16 protein-coding genes are annotated in these 16,682 nt (G+C 65.1%); 14 read left to right on the top strand and 2 right to left on the bottom strand.

The genetic code is table 11. From position 1 onward, the window contains the following. The first annotated feature begins 26 nt into the window (after positions 1–26). The 3 genes from KI243_RS02355 to selO are packed head-to-tail and all read left to right on the top strand — an operon-like array spanning position 27 to position 6,673. Entirely contained in the window at positions 27–1,769 is a 1,743-nt protein-coding gene (locus tag KI243_RS02355) for a potassium/proton antiporter (protein ID WP_017126865.1), read from the top strand. A gap of 36 nt (positions 1,770–1,805) precedes the next feature. Then, the gene (gene mscK, locus KI243_RS02350) at positions 1,806–5,156 is read left to right on the top strand and encodes a mechanosensitive channel MscK (RefSeq protein ID WP_177083446.1); all 3,351 of its coding nucleotides are present in this window, start codon (positions 1,806–1,808) and stop codon (positions 5,154–5,156) included. Positions 5,157–5,209: 53 nt separating this feature from the next. After that, positions 5,210–6,673, top strand: a complete 1,464-nt coding sequence (selO, locus tag KI243_RS02345) for a protein adenylyltransferase SelO (RefSeq protein ID WP_177117837.1) — start codon at positions 5,210–5,212, stop codon at positions 6,671–6,673. A gap of 21 nt (positions 6,674–6,694) precedes the next feature. Here selO and KI243_RS02340 read toward each other — a convergent pair whose 3' ends face one another. After that, the gene (locus tag KI243_RS02340) at positions 6,695–7,054 is read right to left on the bottom strand and encodes a transcriptional regulator (protein ID WP_244861805.1); all 360 of its coding nucleotides are present in this window, start codon (positions 7,052–7,054) and stop codon (positions 6,695–6,697) included. A gap of 25 nt (positions 7,055–7,079) precedes the next feature. Between KI243_RS02340 and trxC the strand changes: the two genes are divergently transcribed. Beyond that, the gene (gene trxC, locus KI243_RS02335) at positions 7,080–7,520 is read left to right on the top strand and encodes a thioredoxin TrxC (protein ID WP_177117838.1); all 441 of its coding nucleotides are present in this window, start codon (positions 7,080–7,082) and stop codon (positions 7,518–7,520) included. Here trxC and KI243_RS02330 read toward each other — a convergent pair. Beyond that, positions 7,517–8,290, bottom strand: coding sequence for a ParA family protein (locus KI243_RS02330; RefSeq protein ID WP_177117839.1), 774 nt, complete (start codon positions 8,288–8,290; stop codon positions 7,517–7,519). The genes trxC and KI243_RS02330 overlap by 4 nt on opposite strands. Before the next feature lie 362 nt (positions 8,291–8,652). Here KI243_RS02330 and KI243_RS02325 point away from each other — a divergent pair, with 362 nt between their 5' ends. From KI243_RS02325 to KI243_RS02280, 10 genes are all read left to right on the top strand, one after another. Next, a complete protein-coding gene (locus KI243_RS02325) occupies positions 8,653–9,372 on the top strand; it encodes a beta-ketoacyl synthase chain length factor (protein ID WP_177083448.1) in 720 nt (239 codons plus the stop codon). Beyond that, positions 9,348–10,166, top strand: coding sequence for a lysophospholipid acyltransferase family protein (locus KI243_RS02320; protein WP_177083450.1), 819 nt, complete (start codon positions 9,348–9,350; stop codon positions 10,164–10,166). Before KI243_RS02325 ends, KI243_RS02320 begins: the two co-directional genes overlap by 25 nt. Further along, positions 10,135–10,407, top strand: a complete 273-nt coding sequence (locus tag KI243_RS02315) for a phosphopantetheine-binding protein (RefSeq protein WP_010453729.1) — start codon at positions 10,135–10,137, stop codon at positions 10,405–10,407. Before KI243_RS02320 ends, KI243_RS02315 begins: the two co-directional genes overlap by 32 nt. A gap of 9 nt (positions 10,408–10,416) precedes the next feature. After that, positions 10,417–10,671, top strand: a complete 255-nt coding sequence (locus tag KI243_RS02310) for an acyl carrier protein (protein WP_010453727.1) — start codon at positions 10,417–10,419, stop codon at positions 10,669–10,671. Continuing rightward, positions 10,668–11,213: a membrane protein gene (locus KI243_RS02305; protein WP_017126874.1), complete on the top strand. Its 546-nt coding sequence runs from the start codon at positions 10,668–10,670 to the stop codon at positions 11,211–11,213. The genes KI243_RS02310 and KI243_RS02305 overlap by 4 nt, the downstream gene beginning before the upstream one ends. Next, the gene (locus KI243_RS02300; protein WP_212810403.1) at positions 11,210–12,880 is read left to right on the top strand and encodes an AMP-binding protein; all 1,671 of its coding nucleotides are present in this window, start codon (positions 11,210–11,212) and stop codon (positions 12,878–12,880) included. The genes KI243_RS02305 and KI243_RS02300 overlap by 4 nt, the downstream gene beginning before the upstream one ends. 103 nt (positions 12,881–12,983) lie before the next feature. Continuing rightward, complete coding sequence (locus KI243_RS02295) at positions 12,984–13,718, top strand: glycosyltransferase family 2 protein (RefSeq protein WP_212811163.1); 735 nt, start codon at positions 12,984–12,986, stop codon at positions 13,716–13,718. Continuing rightward, positions 13,715–14,653: a glycosyl transferase gene (locus KI243_RS02290; protein ID WP_177109766.1), complete on the top strand. Its 939-nt coding sequence runs from the start codon at positions 13,715–13,717 to the stop codon at positions 14,651–14,653. The genes KI243_RS02295 and KI243_RS02290 overlap by 4 nt, the downstream gene beginning before the upstream one ends. Continuing rightward, positions 14,634–16,178, top strand: a complete 1,545-nt coding sequence (locus tag KI243_RS02285) for an aromatic amino acid ammonia-lyase (RefSeq protein WP_212810402.1) — start codon at positions 14,634–14,636, stop codon at positions 16,176–16,178. The genes KI243_RS02290 and KI243_RS02285 overlap by 20 nt, the downstream gene beginning before the upstream one ends. After that, on the top strand, positions 16,171–16,596 hold the full coding sequence (locus tag KI243_RS02280; protein ID WP_017126879.1) for an acyl-CoA thioesterase: 426 nt from the start codon (positions 16,171–16,173) through the stop codon (positions 16,594–16,596). The genes KI243_RS02285 and KI243_RS02280 overlap by 8 nt, the downstream gene beginning before the upstream one ends. The last annotated feature ends 86 nt before the right edge of the window (positions 16,597–16,682 follow it).

Raw genomic sequence — 16,682 nt, 5'->3', positions numbered from 1 at the left:
TTTCTAGCTTTCCTGGAGTACTGCCTTTGAATGCGACGACCATCAACAGCCTGTTCTTGATCGGCGCGTTGCTGGTAGGCGCAAGTATCCTGGTGAGCTCCCTGTCCTCGCGTCTCGGCATCCCGATCCTGGTGATCATCCTGGCCGTGGGCATGACCGCCGGCGTTGACGGCGGCGGCATCATCTTCGACAACTATCCGACCGCCTACCTGGTGGGCAACCTCGCCCTCGCCGTGATCCTGCTCGACGGCGGCCTGCGTACGCGGGTCGCGAGTTTCCGCGTAGCCCTCTGGCCGGCGCTGTCGCTGGCCACCGTGGGCGTGCTGATCACCACCGGGCTGACCGGCATGGCCGCCGCCTGGCTGTTCGACCTGAACATCATCCAGGGCCTGTTGATCGGCGCCATCGTCGGCTCGACCGACGCCGCCGCGGTGTTTTCCCTGCTCGGCGGCAAGGGCCTGAACGAACGGGTGACCGCCAGCCTGGAAATCGAATCCGGCAGCAACGACCCGATGGCGGTGTTCCTCACCGTGACCCTGATCGACATGCTTGCCAGCGGCCAGACCGGCCTGCACTGGAGCCTGCTCGGCCACCTGCTTCGCGAGTTCGGCATCGGCGGCATCATCGGCCTCGGTGGCGGCTGGCTGATGCTGCAACTGGTCAACCGGATCAACCTGGCCAACGGCCTGTACCCGATCCTGGTGATTGCCGGCGGCCTGGTGGTCTTCGCCCTGACCAACGCCCTGCACGGCAGCGGTTTCCTCGCGGTCTACCTGTGCGGCCTGGTGATCGGCAACCGTCCGGTACGCAGCCGCCACGGCATCCTGCACATGCTCGACGGCATGGCCTGGCTGGCGCAGATCGGCATGTTCCTGGTGCTGGGCCTGCTGGTCACGCCACACGACCTGCTGCCCATCGCCCTGCCGGCCCTGGGCCTGGCGCTGTGGATGATCCTGTTCGCCCGGCCGCTCTCGGTGGTGGTCGGCCTGCTGCCGTTCAAGGCCTTCCATGGCCGGGAAAAAGCCTTTATTTCCTGGGTCGGCCTGCGCGGCGCGGTGCCGATCATTCTCGCGGTGTTCCCGCTGATGGCCGGTCTGCCCCATGCGCAGCTGTACTTCAACCTGGCGTTCTTTATCGTGCTGGTATCGCTGCTGGTGCAGGGCACCAGCCTGCCGTGGGTCGCCAAGCTGCTCAAGGTCACGGTACCGCCGGAGCCGGCGCCGATCTCCCGGGCCGCCCTGGAAGTCCATGTCACCAGCGAGTGGGAACTGTTCGTCTACCGCCTGGGTGCCGAGAAGTGGTGCATCGGTGCCGCCCTGCGCGAGCTGAAGATGCCCGAGGGCACGCGGATCGCCGCGCTGTTCCGCGGCCAGCAACTGCTCCATCCGTCGGGTAGTACGACCCTGGAGGTCGGCGACCTGCTGTGTGTCATCGGCCACGAACACAACCTGCCAGCCCTCGGCAAACTGTTCAGCCAGGCACCGCAACGCGGCCTGGATTTGCGCTTCTTCGGCGACTTCGTCCTCGAGGGCGACGCCCAGCTGGGCGCGGTCTCGGCCCTCTATGGCCTGAAACTCGAAGGGGTCGACCCGAATACCCCACTGGGCAACTTCATCGCCCACAAGGTCGGTGGCGCCCCGATCGTCGGCGACCAGGTGGAGTGGAACAACACGATCTGGACCGTCGCGGTCATGGACGGGAACAAGATCGGCAAAGTGGGCGTCAGATTCCCCGAAGGAAGTCGCCCAGGGCCGGGACTCTTCCTCTAAACTGCCCACTCTCTTCACCTTGCTCGACCGGTACCTATGTCCTTCTTGCGCTCTCTTTTCGTTACGGCCCTGCTGGGCCTGAGTCTTTCCGTCGGCGCGCTGCAAGCCGCCGAGCCGCCCACCAGCGAGTCGGTCCAGCAGAGCCTGGACAAGATCGCCGACCGCAAGCTGCCTGACGCCGATCAGAAAGCCCTGCAACTGGTGCTGCAACAGACCCTGACCTGGCTGTCGAGCGCCGACGACTACGACAAGCGCCTGACCGCGACCAAGCAGCAAGTCGCCGAAGCGCCGCGCCAGACCAGCGAAAACCAGCGCGAACTGGCCCGCCTGAAAGTCACCAAGGTGGTCCCGGTCGCCCAGCGCTATGCCAGCCAATCGGTGCCGCAGCTCGAGCAACTGCTGGCCGAGCGCACCACCCAGCAGGGCGATCTGCAAAAGGCCCTGGCCGATGCCAACAGCCTGATCATCACCGCCCAGACCCGCCCCGAACGGGCACAGTCGGAAATCAGCAGCAGCCAGACCCGCATCCAGCAGATCAACACCCTCCTCAAGCTGGGCAAGGACAACGGCAAGACCCTGAGCAGCGACCAGCGCAATCAGCTGAACGCCGAGCTGGCCTCGATCAACGCCCTGATCCTGCTGCGCCGCCAGGAGCTGGCCGGCAACAGCCAACTGCAGGACCTGGGCAACAGCCAGCACGACCTGCTGATGGAGAAGACCGCGCGCCTGGAGCAGGAAATCCAGGACATGCAGACGCTGATCAACCAGAAGCGCCTGGCCCAGTCCCAGCAGACCGTCACCCAGCAATCCATCGAAGCCCAGAAAGCCGGTGACAGCAGCCTGCTGGCGACCGAGAGCGCGACCAACCTCAAGCTTTCCGACTACCTGCTGAAAAGCACCGACCGCCTCAACGAACTGACCCAGCAGAACCTGCAGACCAAGCAGCAGCTCGACAGCGTGACCCAGAGCGACCAGGCCCTGGACGAACAGATCAGCGTGCTCAAGGGCAGCCTGTTGCTGTCGAAGATTCTCTACAAGCAGAAGCAGGCCCTGCCGCGCCTGCAGGTGGACAAGGACCTGGCGGACGAGATCGCCGATATCCGCCTGTACCAGTTCGAGGTCAACCAGCAGCGCGAGCTGATCAGCAGTCCGTCCACCTACGTGGATAACCTGCTGGCGACCCAGCCACCGGAACAGGTCAACCCACAGTTGCGCCGCACCCTGCTCGACCTCGCCGTCACCCGCAGCGACCTGCTGGAACGCCTGAACCGCGAACTGAGCGCGCTGCTCAACGAATCCATCACCCTGCAACTGAACCAGAAACAGCTGCTCAGCACCGCCCAGAGCCTGCGCTCGACCCTGGACGAGCAGATGTTCTGGATCCCCAGCAACAAGCCGCTGGACCTGGAATGGCTGGAAGGCGTGCCCAACCGCCTGCAGAAGCAGGTCAATACCCTGCCCTGGCTCTCCAGCCTCAGCGAGCTGACCGACGGCCTGCTGCAACGGCCGCTGCTGTTCCTGCCCCTGCTGTTGCTGATCGGTGCGTTGTTGTGGAAACGCAACTACCTGTATGAGCGACTGACCAAGGTCCACAAGGACATCGGCCACTTCAAGCGCGACAGTCAATGGCATACGCCGCTGGCGATCCTGGTCAACGTCCTGCTGGCAATGCCGATCGCCCTGGCCCTGGCGCTTTGCGGCTACGCCCTGCAGATCGACGCCCGGGGCCAGAACGCCAACCTCGGCGCCGCGTTGCTGCAGATGTCCCAGGCCTGGCTGGTGTTCTACACCGCCTATCGGATCCTCGCCCCGGGCGGCGTGGCCGAGCTGCATTTCCACTGGGAAAAACCCCAGGTCGAGTTTCTCCAGGGCTGGGTGCGACGCCTCGGTTTCGTGGTCATGGCACTGGTGGCCGTGGTGGCGGTGGCCGAACACCAGCCGGCCTCGCTGGCCGACGACGTGCTCGGCATCGCCGTGGTCCTGACCTGCTACGCACTGATGGCCTGGCTGCTCAGTCGCCTGCTGCTGGGCAGCCCGAACCACCACAATGCCTCGCTGTTCCGCAAACTGGTGGGGGTAGTGTTCACCGCGCTGCCCATCGCGCTGTTCGTCGCGGTCTGCTTCGGCTACTACTACACCGCCCTGAAGCTCAGCGACCGACTGATCAACACGCTCTACCTGCTGATGTTCTGGCTGGTGATCGAAGCCACCTTCGTCCGCGGCCTGGCGGTGGCGGCACGGCGCCTGGCCTACCAGCGCGCCCTGAGCAAGCGCCAGGCGGCCAAGGAGGCGGGCGATGGCGAGCCGGTGCTCGAAGAGCCGACCCTGGATATCGAGCAGGTCAACCAGCAATCCCTGCGCCTGATCCGCCTGGCCCTGCTCGGCGGCTTCGTCGCCGCGCTGTACTGGGTCTGGTCGGACCTGATCACGGTGTTCTCGTACCTGGACAACATCACCCTCTACGAGTACACCAGCGGCACCGGCGCCGCCATGAGCATGGTGCCGATCACCATCGGCAACGTCATCGGTGCCCTGGCGATCGTCGGCATCACCTTCGCCCTGGCGCGCAACCTGCCCGGCCTGCTGGAAGTGCTGGTGCTGTCCAAGCTCGAACTGGCCCAGGGCAGCGCCTACGCCACCACCACCCTGCTGTCCTATGTCATCGCCGGCATCGGCTTCGTGTCGACCCTCTCGACCCTGGGCGTGAGCTGGGACAAGCTGCAGTGGCTGGTGGCCGCCCTGTCGGTAGGCCTGGGTTTCGGCATGCAGGAAATCTTCGCCAACTTCATCTCCGGCATCATGATCCTGTTCGAACGTCCGGTGCGGATCGGCGACACCATTACCATCGGCACACTGTCGGGCACGGTCAGCAAGATCCGCATCCGCGCGACCACCATCACCGACTTCGACCGCAAGGACATCATTGTCCCGAACAAGACCTTCATCACCGGGCAACTGATCAACTGGTCGCTGACCGATACCGTCACCCGCGTGACCCTCAAGCTCGGCGTGGACTACGGCTCCGACCTGGACCGGGTCAAGGAACTGCTGCTCAAGGCAGCCCGCGACAACCCGCGGGTGCTCAAGGAGCCCGAGCCCCATGTGTATTTCCTCAACTTCGGCGAAAGCACCCTGGACCACGAACTGCGCATGCACGTGCGTGACCTGGGCGACCGCAACCCGGTGATCGACGAGGTCAACCGCTTCATCAACCGCGAGTTCAAGAAAGAGCACATCAACATCTCGTTCCGGCAGATGGAGGTCTACCTCAAGAACCTGCACGGCCAGGAATACAAGCTGGTGCCGGTCGAAGGCGAAGCGGACGGCCTGGTGCCCAAGCCCCCTGCCGAGCCTGATCAGCCATCGCCGCTGAGCAAGCTCGACTAGCATCAGGCGCCTGATCCCAGCAGAATGCTCGGACATTCTGCTGGAGATGGCCGTTGAAAGCCCTCGACGAACTGACCTTCGACAACCGCTTCGCCCGCCTGGGCGACGGTTTTTCCACCCATGTGCTGCCCGAGCCCATCGACAACCCGCGCCTGGTCGTCGCGAGCCCGGCGGCCATGGCCCTGCTCGACCTCGACCCGGCGGTCGCCGAAGAGCCGGTGTTTGCCCAGCTGTTTGGCGGCCACAAGCTATGGGCCGAAGCCGAACCACGGGCGATGGTCTATTCGGGTCACCAGTTCGGCTCCTACAACCCACGCCTGGGCGACGGTCGCGGATTGCTGCTGGGCGAGGTCTACAACCAGGCGGGCGAACACTGGGACCTGCATCTCAAGGGTGCCGGCCAGACCCCCTATTCGCGCATGGGCGATGGCCGCGCGGTGCTGCGCTCGTCGATCCGTGAGTTTCTCGCCTCCGAAGCCCTGCAGGCACTGGGTATCCCCAGCAGCCGGGCACTCTGCGTGATCGGCTCCAACACCCCGGTCTGGCGGGAAAAGCAGGAGCGCGCGGCGATGGTCCTGCGCCTGGCACCGAGCCATATCCGCTTCGGTCATTTCGAATATTTCTACTACACCCAGCAGACCGAGCAGCACAAGCAACTCGGCGAGCATGTGCTGGCGCAGCACTTCCCCGCATGCCTGGAACAGCCGGAGCCGTACCTGGCGATGTTCAAGGAGATCGTCGAGCGCAACGCCGAGCTGATCGCCAAATGGCAGGCCTATGGTTTCTGCCATGGCGTGATGAACACCGACAACATGTCGATCCTCGGCATCACCTTCGATTTCGGGCCCTTCGCCTTCCTCGACGATTTCGACGCCCATTTCATCTGCAACCACTCCGATGACCAGGGGCGCTACTCCTTCAGCAACCAGGTGCCGATCGGCCAGTGGAATCTCAGCGCGCTGGCCCAGGCGCTGACGCCCTTCATCACGGTCGAGGCCCTGCGCGAAACCCTGGGATTGTTCCTGCCGCTGTACCAGGCCCACTACCTGGACCTGATGCGCCGCCGCCTCGGCCTGACCACGGCGGAAGACAGCGACCAGCAACTGGTGGAAGACCTGCTGCAACGGATGCAGGTCGGCGGCGTCGACTACACCCTGTTCTTCCGTCGCCTGGGCGACCAGCCGGCCCACCTGGCGGTGGCGCGCCTGCGCGACGACTTCATCGACCTGAGGGGCTTCGATGCCTGGGCCGAGCGCTATCTGGCGCGCGTCGCCCGCGAACCGGATCAGGATGAAGCACAACGCAAGGCGCGCATGCATGCGGTCAATCCACTGTACATCCTGCGTAACTACCTGGCACAACGGGCCATCGAGGCGGCGGAAAAAGGCGACTACGCCGAAACAAGGCAACTACACACGGTGCTGAGCCGACCGTTCGAGGAGCAGCCCGGCATGGAGGCCTACGCCGAGCGGCCACCGGAGTGGGGCAAGCACCTGGAGATCAGCTGCTCGTCTTGAGGTACAAGACGTGCGTCTCCTTCAGATAAAGATCTGTTCACGCACCCCGAAGCGTTCAGCCAACCAGCGGATCTGGCGCAGGTTGAGCTGGCGCTTGCCACTGAGAATCTCGGAAACCACCGATTGCGGCCCCACGCCGGGCAGGTCGCTCTGGTTCAGGCCGTGCTCACGCCTCATTTCCCGTAACACATCGGCCCCACTGGCCACCGGCATCGGCCGATGCTCCTGGTCATACGCCTCGATATGGTCACTGAGGATATCCATCAGGCTCATGAGCGGGCTCGAGTCGTCCTCGCCAATCACCTCAAGCAGTTCATCGAGCATGCCGCAAGCCCCTGAAGCCTTGATAAAACCCGCCCACGACTCCAGATAGAGAACCATTGGCCACTTATCCGGAGCCCTTCTGATGTCCGAACCCCTGTTGATCCCCTGCCCCCACTGCAACGGCCTCAACCGCATCCCTGCCGACCGCCTGGGCGACCAGCCAAAATGCGGGCGCTGCAAGGCCGGGGTCCTGCTGGACAAACCTTTCGAGTTGAAACAGGGCGACTACGCCAGCCAGATCAAGGGCGACCTGCCGTTGCTGGTGGATGTCTGGGCGGATTGGTGCGGGCCGTGCAAATCCTTTGCACCGGTGTTCGAGCAGGCGGCAGGTCAACTGGCGGGCAAATGCCGGCTGGCCAAGCTCGACAGTGAAGCCAACCAGCAACTCTCCGCACAACTGGGGATTCGCTCGATTCCCAGCCTGATCCTGTTCAGGAACGGCCGGGAAGTCGCGCGGCAGAGCGGGGCATTTCCGTTGCCGCAACTACTGGCGTGGCTGCGCAGCCAGGGCATTGCCGCTTAAGCGTTGTCTTCCAGCAGGTTGTGCAGGTCGATGAACTGCTGGGTCAGCTTGTGGCGCGGGTCGAAGTGAATCAGCGGCTTGCTGGCTTCGTGGGACTCGCGCATCTTCACCGAACTGTTGAGGTACACCGACAGCACCGGCAGCCCTTCGGCGATCAGTTCATCGAGCATCTGCTGCGGCAGGCTGGCCCGCGGCTGGAACTGGTTGACCACGATCCCTTCCACTTGCAGGCCTTCGTTGTGGTCTTCCTTCAGCTCTTCGATTTCCGCCAGCAGGCCATACAGCGCCTGCCGGGAAAAACTGTCGCAGTCGAAGGGAATCAGTACGCGATCAGCGGCGATCAGCGCTGAAACCGCATAGAAATTCAGCGCCGGCGGGGTATCCAGGTAGATCCGGTCGTAATCCTCGGCCAGCTCGTCCAGCAGTTTGCGCAGCTTGTTGATCTTGTGTTTCGCCTCGAGCTTGGGTTGCAGGTCGGCCAGCTCGGCAGTCGCAGTGATCACATGCAGGTTGTCGAAGGGGGTTTCGTAGATGTCCACCTGGCCCTTCTTCGAGAACGGCCCGGACGAGAGGGTCTGCTTGAAAAAATCGGCAATCCCCATGGGAATGTCCTCACCGGTGAGCCCGGTCAGGTACTGCGTGGAGTTGGCCTGGGCATCGAGGTCCACCAACAGGGTCCGATAGCCCTCGCTGGCGCTGACCGCCGCCAGGTTGCAGGCAATACTCGACTTGCCGACCCCACCCTTCTGATTGAACACCACACGCCGCATGACAAGACCTCCGTGTATCAATGAATGACCGAGTGTAGAGGGCTTGGCCGCTGCTTCGCCACCTCGGAGAGACAAGTACTACTCCATCATCAGCAATAGCTGCGCAAACCCTCGATCATTCCACTCAAAGCGGGGAAACGACTGACAGACGTATCACCGAAAACATCGATAATGGCCATATGACACACAGCACGTTCGTCATTTGTAAATTTTATCGTGCAAAATGTAGCCAATTGTTTGCTACAAGTCCGCCGCACCGGGATAATGCGCGCCACTCGGCCACAGCGCCACGCCAAGGTTGGTATCGGTCAAGGAACCAGCCGTAGCGTTCAAGGAAGCCCGCAGGGGCGGGAAGACACTCAGTGATCAACTTCAATATCGCCCAATGGCGCGCCTGGGCCCCGGGCCTCGGGAGCGTGGACGACTGGCAGGCCTGGAGCCGCCAGCCCACGGTGCTTGCGCCGAGCGATGCCGCTCCCGACGTGTCGTTCCTGCCGGCCATGCAGCGCCGCCGTCTCAGCCGCCTGGCGCGCATGGCCTTCAGCGTCGGCTGGCCGCTGGCGCAAGGTCGCGAAGCCCTGCCATTGGTGTTCATCTCCCGGCATGGCGAGACCCCGCGGACCCTGGAAATCCTCAGCGACCTGGCGGCCGACCAGCCGCTCTCGCCCACGCAGTTCAGCCTTTCGGTACATAACGCCATCATCGGCCTGTGGTCGATCATGCGCGGCGAAACCAGCGAAATGACCGCACTGGCCGCCAATGGCGACGGCCTGGAGCACGGCATGCTGGAGGCCGCCGCGCTGCTCGGCGAAGGCGCCCCGGCGGTACTGCTGGTGATCACCGAAGAACAACCGCCCGCGGCCTACAGCCACTGGATCGACGATGTGCCGTTCCCCTATGCCGTCGGTCTGTTGCTGACCCCGGGCGATGAATGGCAACTGTCCCTCGCTCGTTGCCCGGACGATGGCAGCAGAACCCGGTGGCCCCATGCCCTCAATCTGGTACGGACCCTGCTCGGCCCGGACACCACCTGCCAACACACATGGAAGAACCGGGCATGGAACTGGCAACGCCGAGCGTGAACAAGCCCCGTGACGCCTACTACTGGCGCCTGCTGGCCACCGCTGCCAGCTTCGCCCTGTTCGGCTTGGGCGGCCTGTGCCTGCGCCTGGTGATCTTCCCCCTGCTCGGTTGCCTGCCCGGCGATGCGCAACGCCAGCGCCTGCGTGCACGACAAACGGTCAGCCGCCTGTTCTGGCTGTTTATCCGGTTCATGGCGCGTACCGGCGTGCTGACCTATGAAGTCGAGGGCGCGGAACGACTCGGCCGCGCCGGACAGATGATCATCGCCAACCACCCGTCGCTGATCGACGTGGTGTTCCTCATCGGCCTGGTGCGCAACGCCAACTGTGTCGTCAAGCAGAGCCTCTGGCAGAACCCGTTCACTCGCGGACCGGTACGCTCGACCGAATACATCAGCAACGACGGCAGCATGGAAATGCTCGACGCGGCCGCCGCCGCGCTGCAAGGCGGCCAGACCCTGATCATTTTTCCCGAAGGCACGCGCACGTCCCCGGGAGAGGCGCCGGCCTTTCATCGCGGCGCAGCCGCGATTGCCCTGCGAGGTGCGAGAATCATCACCCCGGTCGTGATCAAGGTCAGCCCCACCACCCTGACCAAGGCCGAACCCTGGTATCGCATCCCCGGGCGCCGCGTGCACTTCAGTTTTCGCGTCGGGGCCGATATAGACCCACAGACCTTCGCCAGCCAGGGCCCAGCGCCCCAGGCTTCGCGCAAGCTCAACGACTTTCTGCACCATTACTTCATTAAGGAGCTCGCCACAGATGAGCGATCCAACAAGCGCCCTGCACCTTGAGATCAAGGAACTGATCATCGACGCCCTCGGCCTCGAAGACATCAGCGCCCAGGACATCGGCAACGAGCAAACGCTGTTTGGCGAAGGCCTGGGCCTGGACTCGGTGGACGCCCTCGAGCTCGGCCTGGCGATCCAGAAACGCTACGGCATCAAGATCGATGCCGACGCCAAGGACACCCGCGACCATTTCTCCAGCGTGGCCAGCCTTGCGGCTTTCGTCACGGCAAAACAGGCAGCGTGAGACACCACCATGCAAACCCGTGAAGACATCTTCAATACCCTGCGCGATGCCCTGGTCGAACTCTTCGAACTCGAACCCGAACGCGTCACCCTGGACAGCAACCTGTACCAGGACCTGGAAATCGACAGCATCGACGCCGTCGACCTGATCGACCACATCAAGCGTCAGACCGGCAAGAAAATCGCCGCCGAGGAGTTCAAGTCGGTACGCACCGTCAACGACGTGGTCGAAGCCGTGTTCCGCCTGGTCCAGCCGGCCGCATGAGCCGACTGATCGGCCTGGGCCTGCTGCTGGCCGGCCTGCTGTACCCCTTCGCGGTGTATTTCGGCATGGAGCATTTCGCGCCCTGGCAGTTCGGGCTGTTGCTCGGCAGCCTGTGGCTGGCCCGGGCCCTGACCGGCGAACGCAAGCCCGGCAGCCTGTGGATGGCCCTGTGCGCCATGGCGTTCTGCGGCTTGCTGGCGTTGCTGAACAACCCGTCGTTGCTGCGCTGGTACCCGGTGCTGATCAGCGGCTTCATGCTCGGCCTGTTCGGCCTGAGCCTGAAGTTCGGACCACCGGTAGCGGAGCGCCTGGCGCGCCTGAGCGAGCCGGACCTGCCGGAGGTGGCGATCAGCTACACACGTCGGGTGACCCAGGCCTGGAGCCTGTTTTTTCTCTGTAACGGCCTGCTCGCGGCCGCGCTGACCCTGTGGGCGCCGCTGAGCTGGTGGACGTTGTACAACGGCCTGATCGCCTACGGGCTGATGGGCCTGCTGTTTGCCATTGAATGGCTGATACGACAACGCGTAAGAGGCCGCGCATGAATTGGATAAACCTTGAGCAACTGCTGCTCGAGACGCACGCCGCACGTGCCGTGACGATGGACCCGCCCCTGGACCATGCCGACCTGTGCCAGCAGGCCCTGGGCCTGGCCGCCGGGCTGCGGGCCCGTGGCGTGGAGCGCATGGCCCTGCACCTGGAGGACGCCGGGGAACTGGCGATCGCCCTGTTCGGCGCCTGGCGCGCCGGGGTCGCCGTCTTGCTGGTGGCCGACCTGCAGGAGCAGACGCGCCGGCGCTGGGCCGCCGATGTCGACCTGTGGCTGACCGACAGCAGCGCCCTCGCCGAGCTGCGTGCCGAGGCCCTGGCCCCGGCCGCGCTCGATCTCGATGCCTGCCGCCTGAGCCTATGCACCTCCGGCTCCAGCGGTGAACCCAAGCGCATCGAAAAAAGCCTGCGGCAACTGGCCAATGAAGTGCGGGCCCTGGAACAACTCTGGGGCGCCGACCTCGGCCAGGCCTGCATCATCGGCAGTGTCGCCACCCAGCATATCTATGGCTTGTTGTTCCGCGTGCTCTGGCCCCTGTGTGCAGGCCGCCCCTTCGTGCGCACGCAACTGGCCTTCCCCGAGGACCTGCAACGCGCCAGTCGCCAGCATCCGCAGTTCGCCTGGGTCGCAAGCCCGGCCCTGCTCAAGCGCATGGGCGACAACCTCGACTGGCCGGCCCTGAGCCAGGTACGCCGGGTATTCTCCTCCGGCGGCGCCTTGCCGGAAGACGCCGCCGACAGCCTGCGACAACGCTTGCAGCAATGGCCGACCGAAATCCTCGGCAGCTCGGAGACCGGCGGTATCGCCTGGCGCCAGGGTGCCCGGCTGTGGCAGCCCTTCGCCGATGTACAACTGGACCAGGACGCCGATGGCGCCTTGCGGGTGGCCTCACCCTACCTGCCGGCCGGGCATGTCGAGCAGACGGCGGATGCCGTGCGCTTCGAGGCCGATGGCCGCTTCGAGCTGCTCGGTCGGCTGGATCGCATCGTCAAGCTGGAGGAAAAACGCATCTCCCTGCCGATGCTCGAACAGGCCCTGGTGGAACACACCTGGGTCGACGAGGCACGACTGGGTGTGGTCCAGGAAAACCGGGCCTACCTCGGGGCGCTGCTGGTGCTCTCCGAACAAGGCCTGCACGCCCTGCGCAACCAGGGTCGGCGGACGCTGACCGAAACCCTGCGCCGACACCTGCTGAAACATTGCGAAGCCCTGGCGCTGCCACGGCGCTGGCGCCTGCTGCGGCAACTGCCGCTCAACGCCCAGGGCAAGCTGCCGCAAGCCGAAGTCCAGGCGCTGCTGCAAGCCCCGCGCCCCAAGGGGCCGGAGGTCCTGGCGCAGAACGAGACGGATGGCGAATGGCTGCTGCACCTCGCCGTGCCGCCGGACCTCGCCTACTTCAGCGGCCACTTCCCGGCCACACCGGTGCTGCCGGGTGTGGTGCAAGTGGATTGGGCGCTCGAACTGGGTCGCGAACGGCTTGAACTGCCGGCGAAATTCGCCGGCATGGAAGTGCTGAAGTTCCAGCAACTGGTGCGCCCCGGCGACCGGATCGAACTGAGCCTGCGCTTCGACCCGGAACGCAGCAAACTGCACTTCGCCTTTCGCAACGCCAGCGCCGCCTGCTCCAGCGGCCGGATCGTGCTGGAGGCCGCGCATGACTGAGCTCGACCTTCCTGATGACAGGGTTGCCCCTGTGGACGCGGGCTTGCCCGCGAACAACGATGACACGGTGTTTGCGCAAGCCCCGCAAAGGCAGCCCGACCGCCTGCACAAGCCATGTGCCGTGATCCCGGTCTACAACCATGAGACCGCCGTGCCCGCCGTGGTCGAAGCGCTGCTGGCCGCCGGCCTGCCCTGCGTGCTGGTCGACGACGCCAGCAGCCCGGCCTGTGCCAAGGTGCTGGAACAACTGGCCGGACACGAGCGGATCTTCCTGGTCAGGCTGCCGGTCAACCAGGGCAAGGGCGGCGCGGTCATGGCCGGGTTGCGGGAAGCCTCGCGCCTGGGCTTCAGCCACGCCCTGCAGGTGGACGCCGACGGCCAGCACGACCTGCACGATGTCGCGACCTTTCTCGACGCCTCCCGCAGCCATCCCGGGGCGTTGATCTGCGGCTATCCGCAATACGATGAGAGCGTGCCCAAGGGTCGCCTCTACGCCCGCTACCTGACCCACGTCTGGGTCTGGATCAACAGCCTGTCGCTGCAGATCCCCGACTCCATGTGCGGTTTCCGGGTCTATCCGCTACCGCCGGTGCTGGCCCTGATCAACAGTACCCGGCTCGGCAAGCGCATGGACTTCGACCCGGAAATCCTCGTACGCCTGGCCTGGCGCAACCAGCCCATGCGCTGGCTGCCGACCCGGGTCCATTACCCGCAGGACGGCCTGTCGCATTTCCGCCTGTTCCACGACAACGCGCTGATTTCCGGGATGCACACCCGGTTGTTCTTCGGCATGCTGCTGCGCCTGCCCGGCATCCTCTGGCGACGGTGGCGGGCATGAGCGATACGCAGAAACACTGGGCCGACCGCCAGGAGCGCGGCAGCTTCTGGCTGATGAAGCTCACCGCCTTCGGCGTCAGGGTCCTGGGCCGGCGCCTGCTCAGCCCGGTGCTGCACGGCATCGTCCTGTACTTCTTCCTGTTCGGTCGCACCGCCCGCCGCAGCGCCTGGCAATACCAGCAGCGCCTGGCGGCCTGGAGCGGGCAGAAGGCTCTGCAGCCGACGCGCCTGAACGTCTTCCGCCAGTTCATGGCCTTTGCCGACGCGCTGCTGGACAAGCTCGACGTCTGGAACGGCAAGCTGAGCCTCGAGCAGATCGAAATCGTCGACCCGGCGCTGCTGCGCAATCAGCTGCGCGGCGAACGCGGGCAGATGCTGGTGGGCGCCCACCTGGGCAACCTGGAAGTCTGCCGCGCCCTCGCCGAGCTGGGGGAAAAGGTCACGATGAACGTGCTGGTGCACACCAAGCACGCCGAACGCTTCAACCGCCTGCTGGGCGAGGCCGGCGCGACCAACCTGCGCCTGATCCAGGTCAGCGAGCTGGACCCGGCGATCATGCTGCAACTGAGCCAGCGCCTGGACCGTGGCGAGTGGCTGGCGATTGCCGGCGACCGCGTTCCGCTGCATGGCGGGCGCAACGTGCGGGTGGACTTCCTCGGTCACCCGGCGGCGTTCCCCCAGGGCCCCTGGCTGCTCGCCGGGCTGCTCAAATGCCCGGTCAACCTGCTGTTCTGCCTGAAGCTCCAGGGCCGCTACCGCATCACCCTCGAACCCTTCACCGACGCCGTGCAATGGAAGCGCAGCGACCGCGAACAGGTCATCGCCCACTGGACCGCCCGCTATGCCGAGCGCCTGGGCCAGTACTGCCTGCAAGCGCCCCAACAATGGTTCAATTTCTACCCTTTCTGGAAGACCGATGACGACGCATCCGCTTGAGCCGGTAACCTTCGGCGAACTCCCGCTGCGCATCGAAGACGTGCTGGCCCTGGCCAACCGTCAGGTGCCGACGCAACTGCAAAACGATCCGGCCTACCGCCAGCGCATCGCCAAGGGCGCGCAGTTCCTTGATTCGCTGCTGGACAAGGAAGGCGTGATCTACGGCGTCACCACCGGCTACGGCGACTCCTGCGTGGTCGCGGTGCCCTTGCAGCATGTCGAGGCCCTGCCCCGTCATCTCTACACCTTCCACGGTTGCGGCCTGGGCAAGCTGCTCGATCCGCAGGCCACCCGCGCCGTGCTCGCGGCCCGTCTGCAGTCGCTGTGCCACGGTGTCTCCGGGGTGCGCGTGGAACTGCTGGAACGCCTGCAGGCGTTTCTCGACCAGGACATCCTGCCGCTGATCCCCGAAGAGGGTTCGGTGGGCGCCAGCGGCGACCTGACGCCGCTGTCCTATGTGGCCGCGACCCTGTCGGGCGAACGTGAAGTGCTGTTCCGTGGTGAACGCCGCCAGGCCTGCGACGTGCACCGCGAACTCGGCTGGGACCCACTGGTCCTGCGACCCAAGGAAGCCCTGGCGCTGATGAACGGCACTGCCGTGATGACCGGCCTGGCCTGCCTGGCCTTCGCCCGCGCCGACTACCTGCTGCAACTGGCGACCCGTATCACCGCGCTGAACGTCGTGGCGCTGCAGGGCAATCCGGAGCATTTCGACGAGCGCCTGTTCGCCGCCAAGCCACACCCGGGGCAGATGCAGGTCGCCGCCTGGCTGCGCAAGGACCTGGCCATCGATGCCCCGACCGCGCCGCTGCACCGCCTGCAGGACCGCTACTCGCTGCGTTGCGCGCCCCACGTCCTCGGCGTGCTGGCCGACAGCCTGGGCTGGCTGCGCGGCTTTATCGAGACCGAACTGAACAGCGCCAACGACAACCCGATCATCGACGCCGAGGAAGAGCGCGTGCTCCACGGCGGGCATTTCTATGGCGGGCATATCGCCTTTGCCATGGACAGCCTCAAGACCCTGGTGGCCAACGTCGCCGACCTGCTCGACCGCCAGCTCGCCCTGCTGGTGGACGTACGCTACAACCACGGCCTGCCGAGCAACCTGTCCGGCTCCGAGGCCGATCGGGCGATGCTCAACCACGGTTTCAAGGCCGTGCAGATCGGCACCAGCGCCTGGACCGCCGAAGCCTTGAAAAACACCATGCCGGCCAGCGTGTTCTCGCGTTCCACCGAATGCCACAACCAGGACAAGGTGAGCATGGGCACCATCGCCGCCCGCGACGCGATCCGGGTGCTGGAGTTGACCGAGCAGGTCGCCGCCGCCACCCTGCTGGCCGCCAACCAGGGGGTCTGGCTGCGCAGCCGCGAAGCCGACGCCCGCCCGCTGCCACCGGCCCTGGCGGCCATGCGCGAAGAGCTGGCCCGGGACTTCCCGCCGGTGATCGAGGACCGCGCCCTGGAAGCCGAGCTGCGCCTGTGCCTGCAACGCATTGCCGAGCAACACTGGAGGCTGCATGCGTAGCCGCGGCGTGCTGCAGGTCGATACGGAAATCCTCGTGCCGTTCTTCGACGTCGACACCATGAACGTGGTCTGGCACGGCCATTACGTGAAGTACCTGGAAGTGGCCCGTTGCGCGCTGCTGGACCATATCGGCCACAACTACGCGCAGATGCTCGAATCGGGCTACGCCTGGCCGGTGATCGACCTGCAACTGCGCTACGTGCGCGGTGCGGTGTTCGGTCAGAAGATCAACGTGCGGGCCGACCTGGTGGAGTGGGAAAACCGCCTGAAGGTCAATTACCTGATCACCGACCTCGCCAGCGGTGAACGCCTGACCCGCGCCAGCACGGTGCAGGTCGCCGTGGATATCAACAGCCGCGAGATGCTCCTGGCCTCACCCCGGGTGTTTGTCGACGCGGTCGAGAAGGTGCTGGCATGAACATTCAGGTACGCCACACAAACTGCAGGAGCCGGCTTGCCGGCGATAGCATCAGCAAAGTCATCGCGAGACTCAAAGGCCTCATC

This window comes from Pseudomonas sp. Ost2 (assembly GCF_018326065.1).
GTDB lineage: Bacteria > Pseudomonadota > Gammaproteobacteria > Pseudomonadales > Pseudomonadaceae > Aquipseudomonas > Aquipseudomonas gingeri.
This window is presented reverse-complemented; position numbering and strand designations above follow the sequence as displayed.

What these genes read in the sequence shown, in the direction of transcription:
- mscK (WP_177083446.1), top strand. Translation starts at nt 1,806, where the DNA reads ATGTCCTTCTTGCGCTCTCTTTTCGTTACGGCCCTGCTGGGCCTGAGT.
- KI243_RS02305 (WP_017126874.1), top strand. Translation starts at nt 10,668, where the DNA reads ATGAGCCGACTGATCGGCCTGGGCCTGCTGCTGGCCGGCCTGCTGTAC.
- KI243_RS02320 (WP_177083450.1), top strand. Translation starts at nt 9,348, where the DNA reads ATGGAACTGGCAACGCCGAGCGTGAACAAGCCCCGTGACGCCTACTAC.
- KI243_RS02280 (WP_017126879.1), top strand. Translation starts at nt 16,171, where the DNA reads ATGCGTAGCCGCGGCGTGCTGCAGGTCGATACGGAAATCCTCGTGCCG.
- KI243_RS02315 (WP_010453729.1), top strand. Translation starts at nt 10,135, where the DNA reads ATGAGCGATCCAACAAGCGCCCTGCACCTTGAGATCAAGGAACTGATC.
- KI243_RS02330 (WP_177117839.1), bottom strand. Translation starts at nt 8,290, where the DNA reads ATGCGGCGTGTGGTGTTCAATCAGAAGGGTGGGGTCGGCAAGTCGAGT.
- KI243_RS02285 (WP_212810402.1), top strand. Translation starts at nt 14,634, where the DNA reads ATGACGACGCATCCGCTTGAGCCGGTAACCTTCGGCGAACTCCCGCTG.
- KI243_RS02310 (WP_010453727.1), top strand. Translation starts at nt 10,417, where the DNA reads ATGCAAACCCGTGAAGACATCTTCAATACCCTGCGCGATGCCCTGGTC.
- trxC (WP_177117838.1), top strand. Translation starts at nt 7,080, where the DNA reads ATGTCCGAACCCCTGTTGATCCCCTGCCCCCACTGCAACGGCCTCAAC.
- KI243_RS02340 (WP_244861805.1), bottom strand. Translation starts at nt 7,054, where the DNA reads ATGGTTCTCTATCTGGAGTCGTGGGCGGGTTTTATCAAGGCTTCAGGG.
- KI243_RS02290 (WP_177109766.1), top strand. Translation starts at nt 13,715, where the DNA reads ATGAGCGATACGCAGAAACACTGGGCCGACCGCCAGGAGCGCGGCAGC.
- KI243_RS02300 (WP_212810403.1), top strand. Translation starts at nt 11,210, where the DNA reads ATGAATTGGATAAACCTTGAGCAACTGCTGCTCGAGACGCACGCCGCA.